Source organism: Haloechinothrix alba (genome assembly GCF_900188115.1).
Taxonomy (GTDB): Bacteria; Actinomycetota; Actinomycetes; order Mycobacteriales; family Pseudonocardiaceae; genus Haloechinothrix; species Haloechinothrix alba.
In genome coordinates this window covers 43,442-68,570 of sequence record NZ_FZNW01000002.1, presented here as the reverse complement: position 1 = coordinate 68,570, position 25,129 = coordinate 43,442, and the positions used below count along the sequence as shown (strand labels likewise).

Below are 25,129 nucleotides of genomic sequence, written 5' to 3'. Positions count from 1 at the left end.
ACATTGATGTCATTCGCTGCAGCCCAGCAGGGTTGTGAATGTCCGGGCCTCGGGTATCGGTCCGCGGTACTGATCCGTCGGGTCGCCGGGGAGCCGAGCCGGTGTCGGTTGAGGGGCCGGCGCCGGACCGGCGCGAGCCGGATCCGTCCGGCCGTGCGGGTAGCGAGTGATGTCCGCCAACTTCGACGCGTGGAAGTAAGGAGGCGGACGTGCGAAACGCGGACGTAGGTCACCAGTCGGGGGCAGGTATGCAGTGGACAGAGAACTCCGGGCAGGAGTTGGACGTCCTTGCGGACCTGTTCGGCCTCGAGGAAGAGCAGGACTGGCAGGAGCGTGCGCTGTGCGCGCAGACCGACCCGGAGGCGTTCTTCCCGGAGAAGGGGGGTTCGACCCGGGAGGCCAAGCGCATCTGCCAGGGCTGTGAAGTACGCACGGAGTGTCTGGAATACGCGCTCGCTCACGACGAACGCTTCGGTATCTGGGGCGGACTGTCCGAGCGGGAGCGTCGCAAACTCCGGAAGCGAGCGGTCTAGACTCGACCCGTTCGTTGCCGTCGACGGGTCGAAAGGCACAGCTGAATGCACACCGCGCCGGTTCTCGCGGTCCTGGTGTGTCATGACGGTGAGGAGTGGTTGCCGGGAGCGCTGTCCGGGCTGCGGGCAAGCACGGTGCGGCCGTGGCATGTGGTCGCGGTAGACACCGGATCGGATGACAGCACCCCCGAGTTGCTCGAGGACGCGGCCGCAGGCGAGTCCCCCGTCGTCGACGAGGTGGTCACCCTTGCCAGGCATACCGGCTTCGCCGAGGCCGTGTCCGCGGGCGTGGCGCACGCGGATGCCACATGGCACGAGCCGGACGACTGGATCTGGGTACTGCACGACGACAGCGCTGTCGAACCTCACTGCCTGGCGACGCTGCTCAACGCCACCGAAGCGTCCCCGTCGGCGGGAATGGTGGGGCCGATCTCCCTGGACTGGGACGATCCCCGGCTGATCGTCGAGGCGGGGCTGACCACGGACACCTCGGGGCATCGCCGCGCGGACGCCGGCATCGGCACCTCGACCGGCGCGGCGCGCGGGACCACCAAGGAGATCACCGCGGAGCAGAGCACCGAGGTGCTGGCGATGCCGAGCGCGGGGGTACTGCTCCGCCGCTCGCTCTGGGACCGGCTCGGTGGCTTCGACACCGAGCTCGCCCTGCTGTGGGACGACGTCGACTTCGGGTGGCGCGCCAACGTCGCAGGCAGCACGGTGCTGTGCGTACCGATGGCACGGATCCGCCATGCCCGCGCGGTCGCGACCGGGCGACGCGGGCACGCGGCGCTGGATGCCGCCGGTTACCCCGGACCGGCTGCCGCGCAGCGCGCGCACGGCGTACGCACCTACCTGGTGAACTGCTCGCGCCCGGCGTTCGTGCTGGGCCTGCCACGGCTGGCGGCGCTGTGCGTGTTGCGGGCGCTCGGTTTCCTGCTTCTCGCCGCGCCGCGGCGGGCACGTGCCGAGCTGTCGGCCCTCGCGGTCGTGTTCCGGCCCGCTGCGTTGCGCCGCGGGCGGCGCGCGCGGGTGCCGCCGGAGGGGACGCGCCGCTCCGGCGGCGTGCGAGGGTTGTTCGTCGGCAGGTTCAGGAGGTTGTCGAACGGGCTGCGCGCGGGCGCGCTGTACCTGGTGCGGCGCAGCGTGGCACGTGATGCCGCGCTCGGGATCCTGGCAGGTCAGCCTTCGCGCGCGCAGTGGGTACCACCGGACCGCTCGGGCGCGGTCGCCGCACCGATGGCGGTGAGCCCGTCGGGAACGGCGGTCTCGAGGGACATGGTTGCGGTTCCGGTCTCCGGCGCGGCACCGGCGGAGCGAACCGACGAGGCGGCGCCTGCCCACGAGCCTGCCCACGAGCCTTCCCACTCGCCCACAGACGAGTCCGCCGGCGGGGCCCCGGTGCAACGCCCGAGCCCCGGCACGGACGGTGGTGAGCACCGGCTCGTGTTCGTCGAGGTGGACCGCAGGCGCATCCTCGCCGCTACCCTGCTCGCGCCTCCGCTGCTGCTCGCCGTCGGGCTGACCGCGCTGGCACTGTTCGTGCACTGGCACCGGCTCGGCCTCGACCTGGCAGGCGGCCGGTTGTTGCCGGTAGGCGACCTCACCCAGGTCTGGTCGAGCTACCTGGCTTCCTGGCACCCGGTCGGTGGCGGGACCTCGGCGCACGCGCCGCCCGCGCTGGCTGTACTGGGTGTTCTCGGCGCGGCCCTGTACCCGATCGGCGGTCCGCCTGCCGCGGTGGCGCTGATGCTGATCCTGGCCGCGCCGCTCGCGGGGTTGAGCGCCTACGCCGCGACCCGGAGGCTCGCGGTAGCAGGCTGGGTGCGTGCGCTCGTGGCGGCGGGTTATGCGGTGCTGCCGCCCGCGACAGCGGCCGTCGAGCAGGGCCGTGTCGGGGTGGTGCTGGCACACATCCTGCTGCCGCCGGTGACCGCGGGAATCGCCAGGGTGTTGCGGCCCGGTCTCGCCGGGGATCCCGCAGGTACGCGGTGGCTACCGAGCTCGGTGATGGCCGCGGTCGGTCTGGCCGTTCTCGGTGCCTTCTCACCTGCCACACACGTGCTCGTGCTGGCCGGGCTGCTACTGGCGTTCGTGCTCGTGCCCTCGACGGTCCGGATGGCACGGCGCGTCGCGTCGATGGCGATCGTCGCGCTGCTGCCGATCGCCCTGCTGCTGCCGTGGCCGGTCACGCTGGTCACACACCCGGAGCTCGTGCTGCACGGCATCGGGGCCCGGTTCACGGAGCTGCCGGTACAGGCCGCGATGCTGTTCTCCCTGCACCCCGGTGGCCCCGGCGCACTGCCGATCGGCGCGGTGCTGGTGGTGGCGGTACTGGTCGCGCTGATCCTGCGCCCCACGGTGCGTGCGCTTGCTGGGCTCGGCATCGCCGCCATCGGCGCGGCCGGGGTCGTGGCCTCGCAGCTGCTCGCCGCGTCGCCGGTTGCCGGAGGGCAGGAGCGCCACCCCTGGCCAGGGGCGCCACTGCTGGTCGTGGGGCTCGGCCTGCTCGCGGTCCTGCTCGCCGTGGCGTACCGGCGGGAGGAGCGCCGGTCCGCGGTGGCGGGGGTGCCGAGACTGATGACCGTGGGTGCGGCTGTCGCGATGACCGCGGCGTTCGTGGTGGCTGCCGTGCAGGTCGGCGGGGACGGTCCGCTCCGTGATGCGGACACCACCCGGTTGGCCTCCGCCGTCGCCGAGGACCTGGCTCGGTCGGGGGAGTCGGTGCTTGTGCTGCGCGGCGATGACGATCCGCCCCGGCAGGCCGCCGGCGGCATGCCCGCCTTCGGCGACGACGACCTGCCGCTGCCGGAGGGGGCTGCCGATCGGCTGCACGGGTGGCAGCAAGCCATGGTCGGAGCGCCGGGCGTGCCGAGGGGGTCCGACAGCGAGGTGCGCGATGCGGTGGCCGCGGCGAGCGCGGCCGGGGTTCGCATGGTCGTGCTCCCGCACGGGGTGGACAGCGCGGGCCTGCTCGAGGCGGGTGGTGAGCTGGTCAGCCCTGCCGCCGGGACGGCTGACGGGCGGCGTGTCGTGCGCCTCAACCCAGCCGGCGGGCCCGTCACATTGATCGCACCCGAGCTGAGCAGGCTCGCCATCGGAGGTGAGGCACCTCCCGGTGATGTCGAGACGAACGCTGTAGCGCCGGTCGATGCGGATCTCCCCGATGTGCGGGCACGCGTCTCGGACGGGGCCGCGGGCCGGTTGCTCGTGCTCGCGGCGACTCACGAGGCCGGGTGGCGCGCCGAGGTCAACGGCGAGGTCGTGCCGATCGTGCGGGCGTGGGGTCACCAGGTGGCTGTGGAGGTGCCCACCCGGGAGTCGGAGGTCGTCGTGGAACATGCCGGAACGGTGCGGAACACGCTGCTGCTGGCGCAGCTGGGCGCTGTCCTGTTCGCCGTGCTGACGGCGATCCCCTCGGGACGGAGGGGGCTACGATCCGCTCGCGACGGAGGCGACCGGGAGACACGCGCTGCTAGTCGCCCTCGATGATCTCGGGGTCCAGCCCGAGGTAGGCGGCGACCTGTTCGACGAGTACCTGGTGGATCAGCTCGACGAGGATGTCCTGCTCGGGTGCACGTGCCTCGAGCGGGTGGCGGTAGAGCAGGATGCGGGCGTGCGTGGGTAACCCCGCGTTGTCCACGCCGGCAGGTACGAGGCGTGACAGTGGAACTGCCCCGTCGTGCAGGATGCTCTCGCCGCCGGCCTCCTGCGGGGCCTTTCGCACGTCGGGCACGTCGTCGACGGCGACATCGAGGTTGGTCAGCTCGGCATGCCACCGGGACTCGACGGGCTCGAGTGCCGCGACCACGGCCGCGTCGAATCGCTCGGACCGGCTCGCCGCGGCGGGCAGCGATGCCGGTATCAACGGGCCGCGCAGGCCTCGGCCACGTCGATCGCGCCGTCGCCTGCGTTGCGGCCGCGCGCTGCGAATGGATCCCACGTTCTGCAGGGTACGCGCGTGGCCGCAGGCCTGTCGTCCCCGCGGTGCCCCGTGCGGGCGGGTACACGGACTTTGCCGCTGCCCGGCGTGCCAGCGCGACACGGACGGGTCCGGACGTTACAGTCCGGGCTGTGCCTAGCGTACGCGTGTGTTCCCGGACAGGCTGCCTCCAGCCGGCGGTCGCGACGCTGACCTATGCCTATCGGGACTCGACGGCAGTGGTCGGGCCGCTGGCCATCGCGTCCGAGCCGCACTCCTATGACCTGTGCGAGCACCATGCGGTGCGGCTGACGGCCCCGAAAGGCTGGGAGGTCGTCCGGCACGAGGGTGAGTTCGCCGAGGCCGAGCCGTCCGGTGACGAGCTCACCGCCCTTGCCGAGGCCGTCCGGGAGGCCGGTCGACCGCAGTACTCCGGGCGCGAACAGGACGATCCCGGCGGTGCCGAGGCCGGGCGGCGCGGTCACCTGCGCGTGCTTCCCGACCCCGCGGACTGAGGGTTCGCCGACCGTCGGCCTCTGGACAGCGGGCCAGGACGTCCGAGTAGGCTCGCGGACACTCCAGCTACACGGGTGTACGCGGTGCGTGTGGCTGGATGCTGCCGACCTGTCCGGTGATGGCCGGCGACCGCCTCCGACACCGGCCGGGGGCGGGGCGACTGGGAGAATGTTCCTACCGTTGGTGAGACAACATGGAGTGGGCGTGAGTGACCTTTCGGAGATCGTCAAGGCCTACGATATCCGCGGGGTGGTCGGGGAGCAGCTCGACGCGGACCTTGTCGCGCAGTTCGGCGGGGCGTTCGCCAGGTTGGTGCTGGCCGAGGGCGCCTCGGCGGTCGCGGTCGGCCACGATATGCGGGACTCGTCCCCTGGGCTGGCCGGGGCCTTCGCGCGCGGGGTGACGTCCCAGGGAGTGGACGTCGTCTCGATCGGGCTGGCCAGTACCGACCAGCTCTACTTCGCCTCGGGCAGCTTGAACCTGCCGGGGGCGATGTTCACGGCCAGCCACAACCCGGCCGAGTACAACGGCATCAAGCTGTGCCGGGCCGGGGCTGCCCCTGTCGGTCAGGAGTCCGGCCTCGCGGAGATCCGCGAGGTGGTCGAGCAGGGAGTTCCGGAGTTCGTCGGGGCAGGCGGAACGGTCGGCGAGCGGGACGTGCTCGGCGACTATGCGGCACACCTGCGTCACCTCGTCGACCTCTCCGGCTCGCGGCCGCTGAGGATCGTCGTGGATGCGGGTAACGGCATGGCCGGACACACGGTGCCGACGGTGTTCGACGGGCTGCCCATCGAGATCGTGCCGATGTACTTCGAGCTGGACGGGAGCTTCCCGAACCACGAGGCGAACCCGCTGGACCCGGCCAACCTCGTCGACCTGCAGCATGCGGTACGCGAGGCCGGAGCGGACGCCGGCCTGGCCTTCGACGGTGACGCCGATCGTTGCTACGTGATCGACGAGCGCGGTGAGCCCGTCCCGCCGAGCGCGATCACCGCGCTGGTGGCGGTGCGCGCGCTCGCGAAGGAGCCGGGTGCCGCGATCATCCATAACCTGATCACGTCGCGGGCCGTTCCCGAGATCGTCGCCGAGCACGGGGGGATACCGGTACGCACCCGGGTGGGGCACTCGTTCATCAAGCAGAAGATGGCCGAGACGGATGCGATATTCGGCGGCGAGCACTCCGCGCATTACTACTTCCGTGACTTCTGGCGTGCCGACACGGGCATGCTGGCAGCGCTGCACGTGCTGGCGGCTCTCGGTGCGCACGACGGGCCGCTGTCCACGCTGACCGGCCGTTACCAGCGCTACGTCGCGTCGGGTGAGATCAACTCCACTGTGGATGACCAGCATGCCCGTCAGCGTGCGGTCCGGGAGGCGTTCGCCGCGCGTGACGGGGTCGGCATCGATGATCTGGACGGGCTGACGGTCGAGCTCGCCGGGGGAGCGTGGTTCAATCTGCGGGCGTCGAACACCGAACCTTTGTTGCGGCTGAACGTCGAGGCGGAGAACGAAGTGGCTATGCGGGAGCTGACCGACGAGGTACTCGCGATCATTCGTGGCTGACCGGCCGGGCGATGGCAGCCTCCGCAGGAGGCAGGCGGCGTGCCGCCTGCCCGTCCGGATCAGGACCGTGAGCCGCGTGCCGGCTCGGCGTATCACGTGGTAGAGAGGGAAGCATGGCCTTCACGGTTGACAAGCAGTTGCTGGAGATCCTCGCCTGCCCGGCGCAGGATCACGCTCCACTGGTGAAGGGAACCCCGACCGATCCGGGTGCCGACGTGCTGAGCTGCACCGAGTGCGGCAGGCAGTACCCGATCCGGGACGGTATCCCCGTGCTCTTGCTCGACGAGTCCCACCGTCCCGGTGGCGATGAGGACGCACAGGAGGACATGCCCGATGGATCGGACGTCACGCGTGCCGATGGTGCTTGATGACTCCTTGCTCGACGACCCCGCGCGGCTGGCCGACGTCGACAGCGGCGGCGCCCTGCGGGCCGCGGCGATGGCCGGTGCCCAGGTGCGTTCCGCGTCCGAGCGGGCCGACGAGCTGGCAGCGAAGCTGGAGCGGCACGAGCCGCGCGCGCTGGTACTGATCACCCGCAGCGCCGTCGGCGACGCGGTGGCGCGGATGCTCGCCGCGCTGCTGGGACCCGGAACGCAGCTGCCGGTCGTGTTCGCCGACGTGGTGCCGAGCTGGGCGGGACCGCTGGATGCGGTGTACGCGCACACCGACGACCCCGGAGACCAGGAGCTGGCGGAGTCGCTGGACCGCGCTTGCCGGTACGGCGCCCGCGTCGTGCTCTCCGCTCCGGACGAGGGACCGGTGGCAGCGTCGGTGGCCGGCCGCGGTGTGCACATCGCCCCGCGCCGTGAGGTGGCCGCACGCCGCGACTTCGCGCACGCGCTCACCTGCGGCCTGCAGGTGCTCGCCGCGCTGGGCCTTGCGGAGGTCGACTTCGAGATGCTTGCCGACGAGCTCGACGCGGAGGCCGCGCGGGATCATCTCGGGCACGAGTCCTTCGTCAACCCGGCCAAGTCGCTCGCCCTGCGGCTCGCCGAGCGGACCCCGCTGCTGTGGGGGCTCGACCCGGTCGCCACCTCCGTGGCCGGCTACGCGGCGTTTGCCCTGGCCACCGATGCCGCCGTGGTGAGCGATGTCGCCGAGTACCGGCGCGCGGTCTCCCGAACGGCACTGCACCGCAGCGCGGTGGCGTTGTCGAACGACAACGACATCTTCGCCGATCCCTACGAGGGTGACGACGGGGCCGGGATGCGGGTGATGCTGCTCGCGGTGCGGACCGGCGCGCAGGCGGACGCGACTCGGCGTGCTGCCGAACACGTGCTGACCTCCGCGGATGTGCTCGACGCGAACGAGGAGATCGGCGCCGACGAGCCGACCCGGGCGGTCGCGCTGGCACTGCGGTTCGAGCTGGCCGCCCTGTATCTCGGTCTCGCCACCGGAACGGTCGGGGGCACGGGCCTGTTCGCGCCTGCTTGACCGCGTCGATCGGGACACGGCGGCCGTTCGCCTGCCACGGGTAAGGAGAGTGACTCGGAGTGGAGCTGCTGCGCAACGCCGTGCGACCGTACGCGTGGGGGTCGCGGACCGTCATCCCGGAGTTGTTGGGTAACCCCTCGCCTGCCGACCACCCGGAGGCGGAGCTGTGGATGGGAGCGCACCCCGGCGACCCGTCCACGCTGGTCGGGGCCGACGGCGCCGAACGCAGCCTCCTGGACGTGGTCGCGAACGACCCGGACAGCCAGCTCGGTACCGCGTGCACGCGGTTGTGGGGCGGCCGCCTGCCGTTCCTGCTGAAGATCCTCGCAGCGGACGAGCCGCTGTCCATGCAGGCGCACCCGACCGCTGAGCAGGCCCGTGAGGGTTATGCCAGGGAGGAGGGTGCCGGCATCCCGCGGGATGCCGGCGAGCGCAACTACCCGGACCCCACGGCCAAGCCCGAGCTGGTGTGCGCGCTGACGGAGTTTCACGTGCTCGCCGGGTTCCGCGATGCCCGGCGCACCGTCGAGCTGCTGAGAGCGATCGAACCGCCGAGCTTGAGCAGCTACATCGACCTACTGGCAGGCCAACCCGACGCTGACGGCCTGCGCGCGCTGTTCACCACCTGGATCACGCTTCCGCAGCAGACCCTGGATGAGGTGCTGCCGGACGTGCTGAGCGCGTGCGCCACGCATGCGGACGCGGGCGGCGAGTTCGCGACGGCGTGCCGCACCATCGTCGAGCTCGGTGAGCAGCACCCCCGCGACGCGGGCGTGCTCGCCGCGCTGCTGCTCAACCGGATCGTGCTTCGGGCGGGCGAGGCGATCTACCTGCCGCCCGGCAACCTGCACCTGTACCTGCGCGGGACAGCGGTGGAGATCCTCGCCAACTCGGACAACGTGCTGCGCTGCGGGCTGACCCCGAAGCACGTCGACGTACCCGAGCTGCTGCGCGTCGTCGACTTCGCAGACGGGGACATGCCCGTGCTCCGGGGCGAGTGCGCTGCGGGGTGCGAACGGATGCGCGTGTACCCGACCGATGCGGCGGAGTTCGAGCTGTCCCGGCTGTACTGGCAGGCGGGCGACGCGGAGGAAGCCCGCCTGCCGTACGCGGGACCGCGCATCGTGGTCTGCACGCAGGGCAGCGTCGTGCTGCGGGGTGTGGACGGCAGCGCGCGCGAGGTCGAGCTCGTCAGGGGGAGCTCCGTGTGGCTGCCTGCTTCCGACCCGGAGGTCGCGCTGTGGCCCGCCGACACGGGCGCGGACTGCCACGTGTTCTGCGCCACCCCTGGCAAGGCGTGACTCTCCCCGCCTGCGGTCCGTCCCACGTGCCCGGCGGCGGTGTGTGCGGACAGCCGCGACACCTGTCGCGGTTACCGGCCGGTGCCCCACCCTTCGGTTAGGGTTGCCTACCTGGAGTGGTGTGACCGCGTGCGGTTTCCGAGGAGGGGCGATGGCGAGTAGCGCGTACCGGCGCCTCGGTGCCGGTACGGCCGCAGGTGCCGTGCTCGTGGCCCTGGCGGCGTGTGGCCCGCAGCCGGGGTCCGGCGAGCCCGATGAGGGCAGTACGGCCGAGGCCGACGACGGCAGCACGCTGACCCTCTACTCCGACCGCGACAAGGAGCTCGTCGGTGGCATCGTCCCCCACCTCGAGAACACCACCGGGCATTCCGTGCACGTCCGTTACGGGGACGGTGCGGAGCTGGCCGCGCAGCTGGCCGAGGAAGGCGCGGACACCGAGGCGGACCTGTTCCTCGCCGAGAGCGCGGGAACCCTGGGCGCGCTTGTTGCGGGCGGCGTGCTGCGCGAGCTACCCGAGGAGGTGCTCGCCGTGGCCCCGGAGCGCTTCCGGGCATCCGACGGCAGCTGGGTGGCGACCTCGGCCCGGACGCGGGCGATCGCCTACCACCCCGGCCGGATCGACAAGAAGGACCTGCCGGAGACCACGGAGGAGCTCGTCGACGAGAAGTGGGCGGACGAGGTCGGCTACGCGCCCGAGGACAGCTCCTGGCAGACCTTCGTGTCCGGCCTGCGCCTGCTCGAGGGCGACAACGGCGCGCGCGATTGGCTGACCGACTTCGCGCAGAACGACCCGGCAGCCTTCCCGGACAACGCGAGCGTCCTGGACGCTGTCGGCAATGGCGAGATCGCGCTCGGCCTCGTGAATCACGACGACCATCGCACAACGACGGTCGAGCGAGGCGGTGCAGGCGTCGCCGCCGAGCTGCACCACACCGGGGCCGGTGACGCGCTCGGCCTCGTCGATGTCGCCGGGGTCGGTGTGGTGCGGTCCAGCGACACCCCGGAAGCGGCCGTGGAGGCGGCCCGGTTCCTGATGTCCGGCACCTCCCAGCAGTACTTCGCGGACACCGCCGCGGAGTACCCGATGCGCGCCAACGTGACGTCGACCCGGCACGACCTGCAGGATGTCGAGGAGCTGGACGGGCCGGACATCGACCTGTCCGAGCTGCCTTCCCAGGGGGAGACCAGGAAGTTGCTGGACGAGCTGGGGTTGGCTTGAGCACCGGAGACCGGTGCGGCCGGTCGGCAGGGAGCGGTCAAGGGGCGGTCAGGGGCGGTCAGGGGCGGTCAGGGGCCCTGCGGCTGCCGGGCTGCCTGCCGAACGCGGGTAGGTCGCTGAACAGCGTGGCCTGCTCGGTGCAGGAACCCTGGCCCCCGCCGGGGCGTTCCAACCCCGCGGCTATCGCGACCGCCCTGTCCCATTCCTGGTCGATGAGGTAGTCGGAGTGGCGGAGCGTGCCTGCGGCCCAGCGGTGCCCGCTGTCGTCGTGCGGGACGGGGTCCGGCAACCAGTGATCACCGCCGAGAACCAGAGCGCCGTTCGGGCTCTGCTCGGCCGCGGGTAGCGGGCCGATACCGCCGTCGGGCAGGTAACCGACGCCGAGCAACCGGTCGTCGACGATCTGGTGCCGCCAGGTCGTCACCCCACCACCGAAGGGATCGGTGCCGCGGCACAGCCCTCGCCAGCGTCCGTGCAACGTGCCGTACAGGGTGGCCAGTGAGGTATGCGGCAGCAGCGCGGGGAAGGCGCGCTGGTACCCCCACTGCAGCGGTGACCCGGCTGTGACCAGCCCGATCCGTTCCCGCTGGGCCTCATCCACCGACCCGACCAGCCGTGCGACGGCCAGCACCGCGAGCAGGCCGCCGTGGCTGTAACCGGAGACCACCACGTGGGTACTGGCATCCGCCAGGTGGTGCCGCACGCGATCGGCCACGTCGGGAACGACCTTGAGCGCGTACGAGGGCGGCACCACCGGGTGGGCCGAGCGTGGCCAGAAGTACACCAGATCGGCCAGCGCGCCGAGGTGCCGGTCACGGCCCTGCGTGCGCGCGGCCGTGTAGACCACCCGGAGCAGGCCCGCGGCGAGCAGGCCGAGAGCGAAGACGCCGAGCGCGGACAGGGGCTCCAGCCAGCCGGGCCGCTCCGTTCCGGTCATCCGCATGGCGACGAGCGCGAGCGCGCCGGCGGCCATGAGTATCACCAGGGCGGACACCAGCCGGTGCAGGTGCTTGCGTTCGATGATCGAGGCTGCCCACGCGTCGGCGGCACTCTCCCTGTCCTGCTCGTCGCTGTGCAGCATCCGCACGATCATCGGGATCCCGCGCGAGCGTTTGCGCAGCGGGATCGCGATGCCGTAGGTGATCGTCGCGATGAGAAGGGCCCCGACGGTTCCCGCTCCCCACAGCAGGGTGAGCGCCGTGTAGCTGGTGGGGAGCGCGAACCCTCGCTCACCGAGCAGCTCGCGTACCGCGATGGCGAGTCCCGCGCCGAACCCGGCGCCCGTCAGGCAGGCGAGGAACAGGGTGGGTGCGGCCACCCACCCGCCGAGCCAGGGCCGCAGCCTGCGTGGCAGCGCGCGCCACCGGGCGCGCGCCAGTATCACCGACGGCACGAGCAGGAGGCCGAACGCGACGCATCCGATCAGCAGCGCCGCGCCGATGGCCTCCACCATCGTGTTGATGCCGGGTACGCCCGCAGCGCCGCTGCTGTCCAGGGGCAGGTGGTACGCGCCCGCGGCGACCACAAGCGCGACGGCCACAATGAGCAGGAACACGACCACCGTGGGGGGTAGCAGGGTGCGTGGCCAGCGGGCCGTGTCGTCGAGCACGGCCGCCGTCACCAGCGAGGCCCCGAGCAGACCGAGAGCGCAGGCCCAGATGACCGCTCGCGGGGAGCCGTCCGGCGCGCCGAACACGCCGCCGAGGGGCAGTAGTGCGGTACAGCTCAGGGCCGTCACGGTGTGCAGCGCACGGAGTACCCGGCCGTTCCTGCCCGCGACAAGGGCATGCCCGGGCAGCTCGCCGTTGCCCGCATCGGGTCGGTCCGGGTGGACACTACCCGGTTCACCCGGTGGCAACCAGCGCAGCCCGGAGACCGTGTGCAGCACAGCGACCAGGATCAGCAGGGGCGTCAGCCCGATCGCGACGCGGACGAACTCGGCGCTCAGCAACGCCGGGGTGCCGCCGAGGCAGCCGGTCTGGGCCGGTGTGGTGTCCCCGAGGCAGGTGGCGGCGACCAGGTCGAGGCTGATGACGCCGAGCTGGGTGACGAACAGTGCGGTCAGGAGTATCCCGACGGCCCGCAGGACTGCGCGGAGCGCGGCCGCGCAGGCGCGGCTGAGCGGGCTCGACGGCACGACCGGCGGCAGCATCCCGTGTGCGACGTTGGCAAGGGCGAACGGGAACAGCAGCGCCCACACGGCCTTGACGGGTTCGCCCGAGGTCATCTTGTGCCACAGGTACCCCTCGAGCGTGCGGGGCATGGAGCGCCGTAAGGCCTGCAGTACCGGTCCGGGCGCGGGCCTGCGCAGCCGGTCCGATGGGCGGATGACCTGCGCTGTCTCGTCACCGGCCACGGTGACCGCCGAGACGGAGTCCAGCAGCCGTTCCCCGCTCAGCCCGACGAGGCCGGGCACGCGCAGCTCCACGACCCGGGTGTCCTGGCCGGGTAGTGCCACGGAGAGGCCTCCAAGATGGGTGCTTCCGGTGCCGACGTGCGTTCACCGGGTGTCTCGACTACGACCGTAGCGCGTGTGGGTAGTTGTACCGCGTACGCAACGCGGCCGGTCACCTCGAAGCGTGGTACGCGCTGGTCGCCGCGGGCCGTGGTGCGCGCCTGCCGGGACAGCGCCGTACCGGCGCGTGGTTACGCTGGCCTTCGTGGGCAGACTGATCGTTATCGAAGGACTCGACGGGGCGGGGAAGAACACACTCACGGACGCCTTGACGACCGCACTTCGCGCGGCAGGCGCGAGCGTGACCACGCTCGCCTTCCCCCGTTACAGCGAGGACATCCACGCCGACCTGGCGAGGGACGCGCTGCACGGCAGGCTCGGGGACCTCGCGGACTCGGTGAGCGGGATGGCATTGCTGTTCGCGCTCGACCGCTACGGCGCCGCCGGCCGGATCCGCGCGGACCTCGGCCGTTACGACGTCGTGCTGCTGGACCGCTACGTCGCTTCGAACGCGGCATACGGGGCGGCCCGGCTGCGTCAGGACGTCGACGGCGGGTTCGTCGAGTGGGTGCGCCAGCTGGAGATGGACCGGTTCGCCCTACCCGAGCCGGACGCGCAGATCTGGCTTCGGGTGCCCACCGACCTCGCCGCCGATCGTGCGCGGCACCGCGAGCGCGCGGACGGGTGCCGGGCGAGGGACGCCTACGAGTCGGACGCAGGCCTTCAGGAGCGTTGCGGGCAGGTGTACGGGCAGCTGGCCGAGCGCGCGTGGCTGTCGCCGTGGCACGTCCTGGACGGGGCCGAGCGGGTCGATGCCGAGGGGCTGGCCGCGCTGTTGTGGCCGGGTAGCGCCGACTAGCCCGATCGGACGAAGTTACTGCCCCGTTCGGGAGCACTCCTCGCACGTACGTGGGTCGTGCGCCGCCGTGTCGGCAGCGAATGCGAACATGACCCCATGAAGGCACGCGTGCTCGTTGTCGATGACGACCCGGCTCTGGCCGAGATGCTCACCATCGTGCTTCGTGGTGAGGGATTCGAACCCACGGTTGTCTCCGACGGTACCCGGGCATTACCCGCGCTGCGGGAGCTCAAGCCCGACCTCGTCCTGCTCGACCTGATGCTGCCCGGCATGAACGGTATCGACGTGTGCAAGGCGATCAGGGAGGAGTCGAACGTCCCTGTCGTCATGTTGACGGCCAAGAGCGACACCGTCGACGTGGTGCTGGGCCTGGAGTCCGGCGCCGACGACTACATCGTCAAACCGTTCAAACCCAAGGAGCTCGTCGCCCGTGTCCGGGCGCGCATGCGCCGTACGGAGGTTGAGCCCGCCGAGACCCTGACCATCGGGGACCTGTCCATCGATGTGCCGGGTCACGAGGTCACCAGGGATGGCAAGCCCATCTCCCTGACCCCGCTGGAGTTCGACCTGCTCGTCGCGCTCGCGCGTAAGCCCCGGCAGGTGTTCACCAGGGAGGTGCTTCTGGAGCAGGTGTGGGGCTACCGGCACGCAGCGGATACGCGCCTGGTCAACGTGCACGTGCAGCGCCTGCGGTCCAAGGTCGAGAACGACCCGGAGCATCCCGAGGTGGTGTTGACCGTACGCGGCGTGGGGTACAAAGCCGGTCCCCCGTAGGGTGGAAATGTGAGAGATCGGGCCGCCGACATGACGCGTGCGGTTGCCCGGCGGATCGGCCGGCTGGGACGCCGAGCCCGGCAGCAGTGGTCCGGGATCGGCAGCCTGTGGCGCACGTCCCTGCAGTTCCGGGTGACTGCCTCGACGCTCGCGCTGTCCTCGGCAGTGGTCTTCCTGCTGGGCATGGTGTTGCAGAACCAGATAACGACCCGGCTGCTCGAGACCAAGGAAGCCGACGCCATCGAGCAGACGCGCGCGTCCTTGCAGGTCGCCGAGCAGGAGCTGGTCGGTATCGACGCCGACCCGGACACGCTCGGCGCCCGGTTGGAGAACGCGCTGACCCAGATCACCAGCACAGCTCCCGGTGGTGGTGACACGTCCGGCTCGGCTGCCGGGGACTTCGAGCCCGTACTCGCCAGCGGCGGCTCCGACCGGCCGGAGGAGGACACGGTCTCGGCGGGCGCCTACCACAAGGTCCCGGACGGCCTGCGGGAGTTCGTGGAGTCCGGGCTGGAAAGCACCCAGATCCACACGGTCGGTGGCGAGACGTACCTGATCGTCGGCGCCCCGATGACGTCGACGCCCCGCCAGCCGCAGCTCTACCTGTTGTTCCCGCTGGCCGCCGAGCAGAACACCGTGGCTACCGTGCAGAACACGCTGGTGTTCGGGGGTATCGTCCTGCTCGGCCTGCTGGCGGCGATCGCGAGCCTCGTGACCCGGCAGGTGGTGCTTCCGGTACGCAGGGCCGCCAACGCGGCCGGGCGGTTCGCCGAGGGGGAGCTGGACAAACGGCTGTCGGTGGTCGGCGATGACGACCTGTCCAAGCTGGCGATCTCGTACAACGAGATGGCCGCGAGTATCCAGCAACAGATCCGTCAGCTCGAGGAGTTCGGGCAGCTGCAGCGCCGCTTCACCTCGGACGTCTCGCACGAGCTGCGCACCCCGCTGACGACCGTGCGGATGGCGGCCGACGTGCTGTACGCCTCCCGCGAGCAGTTCCCGGACGGGTTGTCCCGCTCCGCGGAGCTGCTCGTCGACGAGCTGGACAGGTTCGAGGCGCTGCTGCGCGACCTGCTGGAGATCAGCAGGCTGGATGCCGGGGTCGAGGAGCTGTCCGCGGAGCACATCGACGTGCGCACCCTCATCGATCGGGTGTACGAGCAGGTCCACGGTCTGGCAGGCAGTGCGGGCAGCACCATCGAGCTGGACCTGCCCGAGGAGGAGGTCTACGGGGATGTGGACGCGCGCCGGGTGGAACGGATCCTGCGCAACCTGCTCGCCAACGCGGTCGATCACTGCGAGGGCTTGCCGGTGCGGGTGCAGCTGGCCGCCAACGACGAGGCGGTGGCGATCGCCGTGCGGGACTACGGTGTCGGTCTGCGTGTGGGGGAGGCCGAGCTGGTGTTCAGCCGGTTCTGGCGTGCCGACCCGTCGCGTAACCGGAGGACCGGTGGCACCGGGCTCGGGCTGGCGATCAGCCAGGAGGATGCCAGGCTGCACGGTGGTGAGCTCCTGGCATGGGGGCTGCCCGGCTACGGCTCGTGTTTCCGGCTGACGTTGCCGCGTCGCATCGGGGAGAGCTTCGAGGTGAGCCCGCTGGGGCTGCCGCCGGACCCGCCCGATGTGCCGGAGAACGTGGAGGGGCCGACGGAGCCGCTCGCGCAGGTGCCCTCAAACGTCCCGGTCGCAGACGTATCCGGCGTCACTGCCGCCGACGGAGAACTCACCCCCGACGGCTCCGAGAGCTCCGACCGTTCCGAGCCTGCCGCGCTGCTGGAGGCCGGGGAGACGGTCGTGGAGCCGGAGGGCGGCTCCGGTGACGCGGACGGCAGGCGCGACGATGGTACGGGTGACGTGCCGGGGGAGGACGACGGTCGTACGGGTGACGTGCCGGGGGAGGACGACGGTCGTACGGGTGACGTGCCGGGGGAGGACAGTGAGACGACCGGTGACCCCGGGGACGGGGACGGAACGGACCGGGAAGAGGTGGGGCGATGAGCGCGGTATCCGTCGAGCGCCTGCCCGCCCGGGCACGCACGGCACGGTGGGTCGCCGTGCTGGTCGCCGTGGCCCTGCTGGGCGGGGCGTGCGCCAACGTGCCTCAGGAAACCCAGCCGCAGGCCATCGGTGAGGACGACACGCGAACCGGGGAGCAGGACGAGCTCGAGGGCCCCGAGGACGACCTGTCGTCCACAGAGATCGTGCGCGGTTTCGTGGAGGCCAACGCGCGGTCGGCCGACCACGAGGCCGCGCGCCTGTACCTGGAGGATGACTCGCGGGAGACGTGGCGGCCGTCCAGCAGCATGGTGATCCTGGACAGCTCGCCCGACACGGTCCCTGCGGACTTCGAGGAGCAACCCTCCAAGGAGAACGAGACTGCGGTGCTGTTGCGCGGTACGCAGATCGGGTCGTTACGCGGTGACGGCTCGTTCGACCCGATGCGCAGGGAGTACGAGCGGGTCATCCGGCTGCGCAAGCAGCCGAACGGGCAGTGGCGCATCGTCGACCCGCCGAGTGAGGTCATGACCACCGAGGATGAGTTCACAGCCAACTACCTGCGGGTCCCGCTGTACTTCTTCGCTCCGGACAGCGATGTGCGCGTGCCGGACCCGCGGTACCTGCCGCGCAGGCCGCAAGCCGGGCAACCGAGCAAGGTGATCGACCTGTTGCTGGAGGGGCCGTCCGGGTCGTTGCGCTACGCGGTGGACAACCCGCTCGGTGAGGACGTGACCACCGAGACGAACGTGACGGGGTCGCCGGATGGCGCGCTGGTCGTGCCGCTGACCGGTGTGGAAGGCGTGAGCGACGAGACGCGGGAGCGTATCGCCGAGCAGGTCGTGATGTCGCTGGACAACGTCACGTCCAGCCGCGTTCGGCTGCGAGCCGACGGGGCGCCGCTCATCCAGGGCAACGAGGACCTCCGCCGTGCCGACATGCCGGACGCCTCCCCGCTGATCGTGCCGAGCGCCGACCTGCCGGGCATGTCGGTCGTCAGCGGCGCGCTGCATTCTCTCGGCACCGGCGGGCCCGTTGAGGGGCCCGCAGGAGAGGGGGAGTACGACCTGGTCAGCGCAGGCCAGTCACTGGACGGGGAGCAGCTTGCCGCCGTGGAACGCCGTGACGACGGGGTGCACCTGCGCGTCGGGCCGGTCAGTGGTGACCTGCAGCGCGTCGAGCTGGAGGGTACGGTCCTGACTCGGCCCACGTGGTGGCCGACGCTGACGGAGGACGCGGTCAGCAACGAGGTATGGACCGTGCAGGACGGCGAGAAGGTCGTGCGGGTCGTGCAGACCCAGCAGGGCACCTGGACGCCGCTGACGGTGGACTCCAGCGAGCTTGTCCCGTTCGGGGAGATCAGTGGTCTTCGCCTGTCCAGGGACGGCACGCGCGCAGCCGTGGTCACCGAGGACGGGCTGGTGATCGCGGGTGTCGAGCGGGAGGAGAACTCGGTCGCGTTGCGCAACCCGCGGGTGATCCGGGAGGGCAGGTTGGTCGAGGTCACCGATGTCGACTGGATGGCGCAGGACACGCTCGCGGTGGCGACCGCATCGGAGTCGCGTCCGGTGACGCAGGTCAGTGCGGACGGGTTCCGCATCGACTCCTTCCGGGACACGAACCTGTCCCCGCCCGTCCACGCGATCACGGCGGCACCCGGTCGTTCGGTCGTGGTCTCGGACGTGCTCGGCCAGTGGGTCACCTCGGATGTCGGCGACGTGTGGCAGCAGCACCCGAACTCGGAGGGCGCGGGCTCGCTGGCGAAACCGTTCTACCCGGGCTGAGAAGCCCGGCGCGGGCGGGCCGGGCGTGTCGGTACCGGCTGGCAGGGTCCGGGCCGTGGGAGATCCGCTGCCGTCGCTGAGGCGCGCGGCCACCGCCGCGCTGGACCTCGTGCTGCCGGCGTCCTGCGCGGGCTGTGGCCGGTACGGCGAGCCGTGCTGCTCGCGGTGTCGCCCGGCGCTGCTCGTCCCGGCTCCGCTCGCAGGCGAGCCGGGTCGGCGTGTGACGTCCGGCTCCGGTGTCCCGGCGTACGCGCTCGCCGGTTACCGGGGAGTGCCGCGCAGGATCCTGCTCGCCTACAAGGAGGGTGGTCGGCGCGACCTCGCACCGGTGCTGGGCGAGGTGCTGGCGGAGGCCTGCGTGGCACTCGCGCTGACCGGCGACCGGGAAGGCGGGACGCTCCGGCTCGTCCCCGCACCGTCCCGTTCCTCGGCCGCCCGGGCGCGGGGTGGGGGCCACGTGCTGCGTCTCGCGCGGCATGCCGCGGCGGTGCTCGACCGCGGCGGGCATCCGGCCTCGCTCGCCCCTGTGCTGCGACTGGGGCCGGGAGCGCTGGACTCGGTCGGGCTGGACCGGGCGCAGCGCACGGCCAATGTCACGGGGAGGATCTCGGTCGCCGGCGCCTGGCGCTGCGCGGCAGGGGACCGGGTCGTGCTCGTCGACGACGTTGTGACCACCGGAGCCACGGCGGCGGCGTGTGTGCGGGCGCTGCGCGATGCCGGTGCCTGCGATGTGGCGGTGCTCGGCATGACCGCGATCGGGCACTGAGCCGGCGCCCGGCGTGGCGATCAGCAGGCCTGTCGAGTGATACGCCTGCCGGTGGCGGGGCGTTGGCGGGGCGGTGGCTGGGTGTTGGCGTGCCGAATCCGCCGCCCTTGCCCGGAACGATGACTACCCGCTGTGCGTTGTACGGGTATGCGGCACGCTACGCCCCTCGATACGGCGAAATTCGCCGGTGACTGCTCCGGTCGGGGCGGGAGCAGAACGGGCAGGTTTGCGAGCAGCGTCTTCGATCGATGGGCCGATCCGGTGAAACGTCTCCGCCCGCAATGGTTCGTTTCGGGGAACTTCCGGTTCGGCGCCGTCGCTCTCCGCAGCAGCGCAGGCGCATCACTCATCCGCGGATATCCCCCGGCTCGGGGGCTGTCGAAAACGTCGTTTGGCGGCTAACGTGCAGCGCTATCAGGTAGTACACCGACCGCAGGGAGGTGACGAGTCGATGTCCCCGTGCCGGTCGTTCGAGCCGATTCCCGGCTTGGTGCCACGGACCGGCACAACTCTCCAATCCGAAGCAATCTCGCGATCATTCAGCGAGGAGGTCGTGTATGGACATCGTCGTGAAGGGCCGCAACGTTGAGGTGCCTGATCACTATCGGACCCATGTCAGCGACAAGCTGACCAGGCTCGAACGGTACGACAGGAAGGTGACCCGCTACGAGGTCGAGCTTTTCCACGAACCGAACCGCCGCCAGTCTAAGAAGTGCCAGCGCGTCGAGATCACGGGCAAGGGTAAGGGAGCGCCCGTCCGCGCTGAGGCCTCGGCGGCCGACTTCTACTCCGCGCTCGATTCCGCGGTGAACAAGCTGGAGAACCGGATGCGCCGGATGCACGACCGGCGGCGCGTGCACTACGGGCGCCGCTGCCCCGAGTCCGTCGCCGAAGCAACCTCGGTCGCGGCCGCGGGCGAGTCGGCCCCGTTCGCCAACGGACGGCGGCCTGCGGCGCCGACCGCGGTTCTCGAGTCACCGTCGCCGGTCGACGTGGCGTCCGAGGCCGAGACGGCCGGGCAGGACACCGGGTTCTCCGAAGTCGATGTTCCTGAGCAGCGCTGGGACGATGGCCTCACCGAGCACGTACCGGGGCGCATCGTTCGCGAGAAGCAGTATTCGGCTGACCCGATGACGGTGGACCAGGCACTCTACGAGATGGAGCTCGTCGGTCACGACTTCTACCTGTATCACGACGCCGACGCCGGCAAGCCCAGCGTCGTCTACCGGAGGAAGGGCTTCGATTACGGTGTGATCCGTCTCGGCTAGCCGGTACGCCCGGACACCGGACGGCACACCACAACTCACGTGTACATCACAGCTGCCCCGGGACGATCGTCCCGGGGCAGCTCGTGTAACGGTGCCGGGTGGTACTGCGCCCCGAAGAGTCCGGATGGCGGTCGGTGTCACACTGTCCAGGGCGGCAGGCGTATGCGTCGGTGCCGTGCGGTTGCCTACGATGGGAATGAAGGGCGCGACGGGCGGACGGCCGCGAGGACCACCGGCCGCCGCCGAAGGCACACCAACGAAAACAGCGAGGTCGAACCGGAATGGTTTTGAGCCGCCTGCTCCGTGCGGGCGAGGGAAAGCTGGTCAAGAGGCTGCGGCGCATCGCTGACCAGGTCAACGCCCTCGAAGAGGACGTCAAGAGTCTGTCGGACGCCGAGCTGCAGGCCAAGACCGAGGAGTTCCGCAAGCGGCACGAGTCCGGTGAGTCCCTCGACGACATGCTGCCGGAGGCGTTCGCGGTCGCCAGGGAGGCCTCCCAGCGGGTGCTGGGGCAGCGGCATTTCGATGTCCAGGTCATGGGAGGTGCCGCGCTGCACCTCGGCCAGGTCGCCGAGATGAAGACCGGTGAAGGCAAGACGCTGACCTCGGTGCTCACCTGCTACCTCAACGCGATCTCGGACAGGGGCGTGCACGTCGTCACCCCCAACGACTACCTCGCCAAACGTGACTCCGAATGGATGGGCCGCGTCTACCGTTTCCTGGGCCTCGACGTCGGGGTGATCATGGCGCAGATGCCTCCCAAGCAGCGCAGGGAGGCCTACAACGCCGACATCACCTACGGCACGAACAACGAGTTCGGCTTCGACTTCCTGCGCGACAACATGGCATGGAGCCTGGAGGAGTGTGTCCAGCGCGGGCACAACTTCGCGATCGTCGACGAGGTCGACTCGATCCTGATCGACGAGGCGCGTACCCCGCTGCTCATCTCCGGCCCCGCTGACCAGTCCTCGCGGTGGTACAACGAGTTCGCCCGGCTGGCTCCGATGATGTCCCGCGATGTCCACTACGAGGTGGACGAGCGCAAGCGGGCGATCGGTGTCACCGAGGCAGGGGTGGAGTTCATCGAGGACCAGCTCGGCATCGAGAACCTCTACGAGTCGGCGAACACCCCGCTGGTCGGGTATCTCAACAACGCCCTCAAGGTCAAGGAGCTGTACCAGAAGGACAAGGACTACATCGTCCGCAACGGTGAGGTCCTCATCGTCGACGAGTTCACCGGCCGCGTGCTCGCCGGTCGCCGGTTCAACGAGGGCCTGCACCAGGCGATCGAGGCCAAGGAAGGCGTCGAGATCAAGGCCGAGAACCAGACGCTGGCCTCGATCACGTTGCAGAACTACTTCCGCCAGTACGACAAGCTCGCAGGCATGACCGGTACGGCCGAGACAGAGGCCGCCGAGTTCCACCAGACCTACAAGCTCGGGGTGACCCCCATCCCAACGAACCGGCCGATGATCCGTGTCGACCAGCCGGACCTGATCTACAAGTCCGAGGACGCCAAGTTCGAGGCCGTCGCCGCGGACATCGACCAGTGCTACCGCAGGGGGCAGCCGGTGCTGGTCGGCACGACCAGTGTGGAGCGGTCGGAGCGCCTGTCCAAGCTGCTGGTCACGCGCGGGGTGCCGCATGAGGTGCTCAACGCCAAGCAGCACGGCAAGGAAGCCTCGATCATCGCGCGGGCAGGCCGCAAGGGCGCCGTCACCGTCGCCACCAACATGGCTGGTCGCGGTACGGACATCGTGCTCGGTGGTAACCCGGACATCATCGCCGACGAGGTGCTGCGCGAACGGGGCCTGGACCCGGTCGAGCACTCCGAGGAGTACGAGGCCGCCTGGCCCAAGGTGCTCGAGGAGGTCTCCGCGCGGTCCGAGGCCGAAGCCGACGAGGTGCGTGAGCTCGGCGGCCTGTACGTGCTCGGTACCGAGCGGCACGATGCCCGGCGTATCGACAACCAGCTGCGTGGTCGTTCCGGCAGGCAGGGTGACCCCGGCGAGTCACGCTTCTATCTCTCCCTCGGCGACGACCTGATGCGGCGGTTCAACGCGGGCATGGTCGAGCGGGTCATGCGGACCATGCGGCTGCCCGACGACATGCCGATCGAACACAAGATGGTCACCAAGGCCATCCAGAGTGCGCAGACACAGGTCGAGCAGCAGAACATGGAGATCCGCAAGAACGTCCTCAAGTACGACGAGGTGATGAACCGCCAGCGCGAGGTCATCTACTCCGAGCGGCGGCGCGTGCTCGAGGGCGAGGACCTGCGCGAGCAGGCGCGGCACATGCTGCGCGATGTCGTGACCGAGTACGTCACCTCGGAGACGAGCGAGGGCTACGCCGAGGACTGGAACCACGAACGCCTGTGGACGGCGCTCAAGGGGCTCTACCCGGTGTCGGTGACATGGGACGAGCTGTGCGAGAAGCACCCCGAGATGGACGGCAAGGTGCTGCTCGAGGAGTTGCTCGAGGACGCCATGGCCGCCTACGAGCGCCGCGAGGCCGAGGTCGACGCGGTGGTCGGCGAGGGGGGTATGCGCGAGCTCGAGCGGCGCGTCGTGCTGTCGGTGCTTGACCGCAAGTGGCGCGAGCACCTCTACGAGATGGACTATCTCAAGGAGGGCATCGGCCTGCGCGCGATGGCCCAGCGCGACCCGGCGATCGAGTACCAGCGCGAGGGCTACGACATGTTCCAGGCCATGCTGGAGTCCCTGAAGGAAGAGACCGTCGGTTACCTGTTCAACCTGCAGGTCGAGAAGGCGGAGCCGGACCAGGTCGCGCCGGAGGAGGTAACCGAGGTCCCCGCCGCGGGCGGCTCGGGCGACGGCAAGTCCGCGCAGGGAGGCAAGCACGCCACGCCGCCCCCGCCGCAGCCCCAGGCCGAGGACGAGAGCGTGCCTGCGGCTCTGCGCGGTAAGGGCCTCGGCAACCAGCGCGACCGCGCGTTGACCCTGTCCGGGCCGGACGAGTCCGGCGACGTGAGCAAGCGCGGCGCAGGCGCCGAACGGGACGGCTCCTCGGCGGGTGCCGGTGGGGCCAACTCGGGTAGCAGGCGGGAACGCCGGGCGGCGGCGCGCGCGCAGGCGAAGAAGGGCAAGAACCGCGCGCGGCGGTGAGCGGCGGCCTCCCGGTAAGGGCCCTGCGGGCGTCGTCGCCGAAGCCAGGCGGACCGTGCGGGGGAATCAGGCGGCCCGGTGGGCTCGCCGGCCCGCGTAACCTGTCGCCGGGGGCAGGAGGATGTCGAAACAGGTACACAGCCAGCCGTGCCACCGGGCGTCGAGCCGGGTGAGCAGCGCGAACGCGTGCGTTCGCCCGTGCGCGGTCGCGCAGACCTCGAGCGCACGCACGCCGCACCGTTGCTGGTGCACGGTGCCCAGCACGTACCGCCGTTCGGGCGGTACGCGCGGGTGCGCCTGCCACTTCCGGACGACCGGCTCGCTGACCCGGCTGCGTAACCGGGCGATGTAGCGCTGGCCGGTGGCCACCTCGATGAGTGCGGTGAGCAGGCTCCGTAGCTCGGGCTGGGCAGGAGGGTCGGGAATGGCCGGTGCCTCCCCTGGCACGGCGCATCCCGTCGCGGTGGGACCGCCGTGCTCGGGGGATGCCGTGGTGAGTGGCAGCGCCAGCTGGTCCTGGTGGTGCGCGGTGGCCCGCGGCGCGGCGCGATGCGGCTCGCAGGTGGCGAGCGGTCGGACGAGGGATGTCTCGCGTGCCTGCCTGGCTGTATGGGACATGTGCGTACCTCCCGGTCCCGGGTGCCGATGACGGTTCGTCACCTTCTAGAGCCGGAGCGTGTTCCGTCCGGTCACGACTGCACCGAGTGGGTGAAAGGGGAGGCTCGGCGTGCTCAGCCCCGCGGGTGGGTGACCCGCTCGTCGCGGCGTGCGACCTCGAAGCAGAGCACGGCGGCGGCAGCGGAGACGTTCAACGACTCGACGTGGCCGTGCATCGGGATGGACAGCCAGCCGGTGACGCGCTCCCGGACCGGTTCGCTGATGCCCGCGGACTCGCCGCCGAGGACGAACGCGGCCCTCGGCGGCAATGTCGTCTCGTACAGCGAGCGGCCGTGCTCCGCGCGCAGCGCGAGCAGCTCGAACCCGGCTCCGGAGAGGGCGCTCGCGGCTTCGGCCGCTGTGGCGCAGCGCAGTACCGGGGCCCGGAAGGCGACGCCCGCGGAGGCCTTGACCACGAGGGGGTCCAGCGACGCGACTCCCCTGCGCGGCACGACGATCCCGTCGATGCCCGCCGCGGTCGCGGTGCGCAGGATCATCCCGAGGTTCGCGGGCGTGGTCACACCGTCGACGAGCAGGACGCGCCCGGGGCCGTCGGGGGCGTCGAGCGCGGCTGCCAGCGGCCGCATCCGCGGTGCGACGACGTCGGCGAGCACGCCCTGGTCCTGCCTGCCGTTACCTGCCAGCACCTTGACCCGGTGCGCGCTGGCGGTGTCCACGCGCACGCCTCGCGACGCCGCGGCCCGGCGGATCTGCTGCACGCCGCGCGCGGACTCGGCGATGATCACTTTGTCGACAGCGAGCTCGTCGTCGGTGAGCACCTCGAGTACGGGATTCCTGCCGTACACGGTGATGAAGCGATCCTTGGGCGAGCCACTGTCCGTCACCACCCCAGCATCTCACGTGTGCTGAATGACGCTTTCACTCCATACGGAGGGTTGAATGACGCTTTCAGTCCATCTGCGGGACTGAAAGCGTCATTCAGCCTTCGGTATAGCGA

19 protein-coding genes are annotated in these 25,129 nt (G+C 70.8%); 15 read left to right on the top strand and 4 right to left on the bottom strand.

Translation table 11 applies throughout. The features are described from left to right. The first annotated feature begins 248 nt into the window (after nucleotides 1-248). Nucleotides 249-533 carry a WhiB family transcriptional regulator gene (locus CHB84_RS01860; protein ID WP_089299864.1) on the top strand — a complete coding sequence of 95 codons (285 nt, stop codon included), beginning with the start codon at nucleotides 249-251 and terminating at the stop codon, nucleotides 531-533. Nucleotides 534-578: 45 nt separating this feature from the next. Next, nucleotides 579-4,022: a glycosyltransferase family 2 protein gene (locus tag CHB84_RS01855; protein WP_089299715.1), complete on the top strand. Its 3,444-nt coding sequence runs from the start codon at nucleotides 579-581 to the stop codon at nucleotides 4,020-4,022. Here the strand turns inward: CHB84_RS01855 and CHB84_RS01850 are convergent. Continuing rightward, nucleotides 4,006-4,473 carry a metallopeptidase family protein gene (locus CHB84_RS01850; protein WP_089299714.1) on the bottom strand — a complete coding sequence of 156 codons (468 nt, stop codon included), beginning with the start codon at nucleotides 4,471-4,473 and terminating at the stop codon, nucleotides 4,006-4,008. The genes CHB84_RS01855 and CHB84_RS01850 overlap by 17 nt on opposite strands. 131 nt (nucleotides 4,474-4,604) lie before the next feature. Here CHB84_RS01850 and CHB84_RS01845 point away from each other — a divergent pair, with 131 nt between their 5' ends. The 6 genes from CHB84_RS01845 to CHB84_RS01820 all read left to right on the top strand — a co-directional run bounded on the left by CHB84_RS01845 (nucleotide 4,605) and on the right by CHB84_RS01820 (nucleotide 10,485). Then, on the top strand, nucleotides 4,605-4,967 hold the full coding sequence (locus tag CHB84_RS01845; RefSeq protein WP_089299713.1) for a DUF3499 domain-containing protein: 363 nt from the start codon (nucleotides 4,605-4,607) through the stop codon (nucleotides 4,965-4,967). 205 nt (nucleotides 4,968-5,172) lie between these two features. After that, nucleotides 5,173-6,531: a phosphomannomutase/phosphoglucomutase gene (locus tag CHB84_RS01840; protein WP_089299712.1), complete on the top strand. Its 1,359-nt coding sequence runs from the start codon at nucleotides 5,173-5,175 to the stop codon at nucleotides 6,529-6,531. Between the two features lie 113 nt (nucleotides 6,532-6,644). After that, the gene (locus tag CHB84_RS01835; RefSeq protein ID WP_089299711.1) at nucleotides 6,645-6,899 is read left to right on the top strand and encodes a Trm112 family protein; all 255 of its coding nucleotides are present in this window, start codon (nucleotides 6,645-6,647) and stop codon (nucleotides 6,897-6,899) included. Continuing rightward, the gene (locus tag CHB84_RS01830) at nucleotides 6,865-7,965 is read left to right on the top strand and encodes a phosphoheptose isomerase family protein (RefSeq protein WP_245818497.1); all 1,101 of its coding nucleotides are present in this window, start codon (nucleotides 6,865-6,867) and stop codon (nucleotides 7,963-7,965) included. The genes CHB84_RS01835 and CHB84_RS01830 overlap by 35 nt, the downstream gene beginning before the upstream one ends. A gap of 59 nt (nucleotides 7,966-8,024) precedes the next feature. Continuing rightward, entirely contained in the window at nucleotides 8,025-9,266 is a 1,242-nt protein-coding gene (gene manA / locus CHB84_RS01825) for a mannose-6-phosphate isomerase, class I (RefSeq protein ID WP_089299709.1), read from the top strand. A gap of 151 nt (nucleotides 9,267-9,417) precedes the next feature. Further along, entirely contained in the window at nucleotides 9,418-10,485 is a 1,068-nt protein-coding gene (locus CHB84_RS01820; protein WP_089299708.1) for an extracellular solute-binding protein, read from the top strand. 58 nt (nucleotides 10,486-10,543) lie between these two features. On the opposite strand, the gene CHB84_RS01815 is transcribed toward CHB84_RS01820, so the two are convergent. Further along, nucleotides 10,544-12,943 (bottom strand): hypothetical protein, encoded by a 2,400-nt coding sequence (locus tag CHB84_RS01815; RefSeq protein ID WP_089299707.1) that lies wholly within the window; start codon nucleotides 12,941-12,943, stop codon nucleotides 10,544-10,546. A gap of 202 nt (nucleotides 12,944-13,145) precedes the next feature. Here CHB84_RS01815 and CHB84_RS01810 point away from each other — a divergent pair, with 202 nt between their 5' ends. From CHB84_RS01810 to secA, 7 genes are all read left to right on the top strand, one after another. After that, the gene (locus tag CHB84_RS01810; protein WP_089299863.1) at nucleotides 13,146-13,799 is read left to right on the top strand and encodes a dTMP kinase; all 654 of its coding nucleotides are present in this window, start codon (nucleotides 13,146-13,148) and stop codon (nucleotides 13,797-13,799) included. Between the two features lie 96 nt (nucleotides 13,800-13,895). Continuing rightward, nucleotides 13,896-14,573 carry an MtrAB system response regulator MtrA gene (gene mtrA, locus CHB84_RS01805; protein WP_089299706.1) on the top strand — a complete coding sequence of 226 codons (678 nt, stop codon included), beginning with the start codon at nucleotides 13,896-13,898 and terminating at the stop codon, nucleotides 14,571-14,573. A gap of 9 nt (nucleotides 14,574-14,582) precedes the next feature. Beyond that, the gene (gene mtrB / locus CHB84_RS01800; RefSeq protein ID WP_245818496.1) at nucleotides 14,583-16,571 is read left to right on the top strand and encodes an MtrAB system histidine kinase MtrB; all 1,989 of its coding nucleotides are present in this window, start codon (nucleotides 14,583-14,585) and stop codon (nucleotides 16,569-16,571) included. After that, the gene (locus tag CHB84_RS01795) at nucleotides 16,568-18,352 is read left to right on the top strand and encodes an LpqB family beta-propeller domain-containing protein (RefSeq protein WP_089299705.1); all 1,785 of its coding nucleotides are present in this window, start codon (nucleotides 16,568-16,570) and stop codon (nucleotides 18,350-18,352) included. The genes mtrB and CHB84_RS01795 overlap by 4 nt, the downstream gene beginning before the upstream one ends. Nucleotides 18,353-18,407: 55 nt before the next feature. Beyond that, complete coding sequence (locus tag CHB84_RS01790) at nucleotides 18,408-19,118, top strand: ComF family protein (protein WP_245818495.1); 711 nt, start codon at nucleotides 18,408-18,410, stop codon at nucleotides 19,116-19,118. Nucleotides 19,119-19,675: 557 nt separating this feature from the next. After that, a complete protein-coding gene (hpf, locus tag CHB84_RS01785) occupies nucleotides 19,676-20,386 on the top strand; it encodes a ribosome hibernation-promoting factor, HPF/YfiA family (protein WP_089299704.1) in 711 nt (236 codons plus the stop codon). 281 nt (nucleotides 20,387-20,667) lie between these two features. Then, entirely contained in the window at nucleotides 20,668-23,514 is a 2,847-nt protein-coding gene (gene secA / locus CHB84_RS01780; protein ID WP_089299703.1) for a preprotein translocase subunit SecA, read from the top strand. Between the two features lie 66 nt (nucleotides 23,515-23,580). On the opposite strand, the gene CHB84_RS01775 is transcribed toward secA, so the two are convergent. After that, nucleotides 23,581-24,132 (bottom strand): Rv3235 family protein, encoded by a 552-nt coding sequence (locus CHB84_RS01775; protein WP_089299702.1) that lies wholly within the window; start codon nucleotides 24,130-24,132, stop codon nucleotides 23,581-23,583. 113 nt (nucleotides 24,133-24,245) lie between these two features. Further along, complete coding sequence (locus CHB84_RS01770) at nucleotides 24,246-25,016, bottom strand: TrmH family RNA methyltransferase (RefSeq protein WP_425432260.1); 771 nt, start codon at nucleotides 25,014-25,016, stop codon at nucleotides 24,246-24,248. Nucleotides 25,017-25,129 lie beyond the last annotated feature (113 nt).

Excerpts from the sequence above, each read along its gene's own strand:
- CHB84_RS01860 (WP_089299864.1), top strand. The coding sequence starts at position 249 with ATGCAGTGGACAGAGAACTCCGGGCAGGAGTTGGACGTCCTTGCGGAC.
- CHB84_RS01855 (WP_089299715.1), top strand. The coding sequence starts at position 579 with ATGCACACCGCGCCGGTTCTCGCGGTCCTGGTGTGTCATGACGGTGAG.
- CHB84_RS01835 (WP_089299711.1), top strand. The coding sequence starts at position 6,645 with ATGGCCTTCACGGTTGACAAGCAGTTGCTGGAGATCCTCGCCTGCCCG.
- CHB84_RS01830 (WP_245818497.1), top strand. The coding sequence starts at position 6,865 with ATGGATCGGACGTCACGCGTGCCGATGGTGCTTGATGACTCCTTGCTC.
- CHB84_RS01820 (WP_089299708.1), top strand. The coding sequence starts at position 9,418 with ATGGCGAGTAGCGCGTACCGGCGCCTCGGTGCCGGTACGGCCGCAGGT.
- mtrA (WP_089299706.1), top strand. The coding sequence starts at position 13,896 with ATGAAGGCACGCGTGCTCGTTGTCGATGACGACCCGGCTCTGGCCGAG.
- CHB84_RS01795 (WP_089299705.1), top strand. The coding sequence starts at position 16,568 with ATGAGCGCGGTATCCGTCGAGCGCCTGCCCGCCCGGGCACGCACGGCA.
- hpf (WP_089299704.1), top strand. The coding sequence starts at position 19,676 with ATGGACATCGTCGTGAAGGGCCGCAACGTTGAGGTGCCTGATCACTAT.
- secA (WP_089299703.1), top strand. The coding sequence starts at position 20,668 with ATGGTTTTGAGCCGCCTGCTCCGTGCGGGCGAGGGAAAGCTGGTCAAG.
- CHB84_RS01775 (WP_089299702.1), bottom strand. The coding sequence starts at position 24,132 with ATGTCCCATACAGCCAGGCAGGCACGCGAGACATCCCTCGTCCGACCG.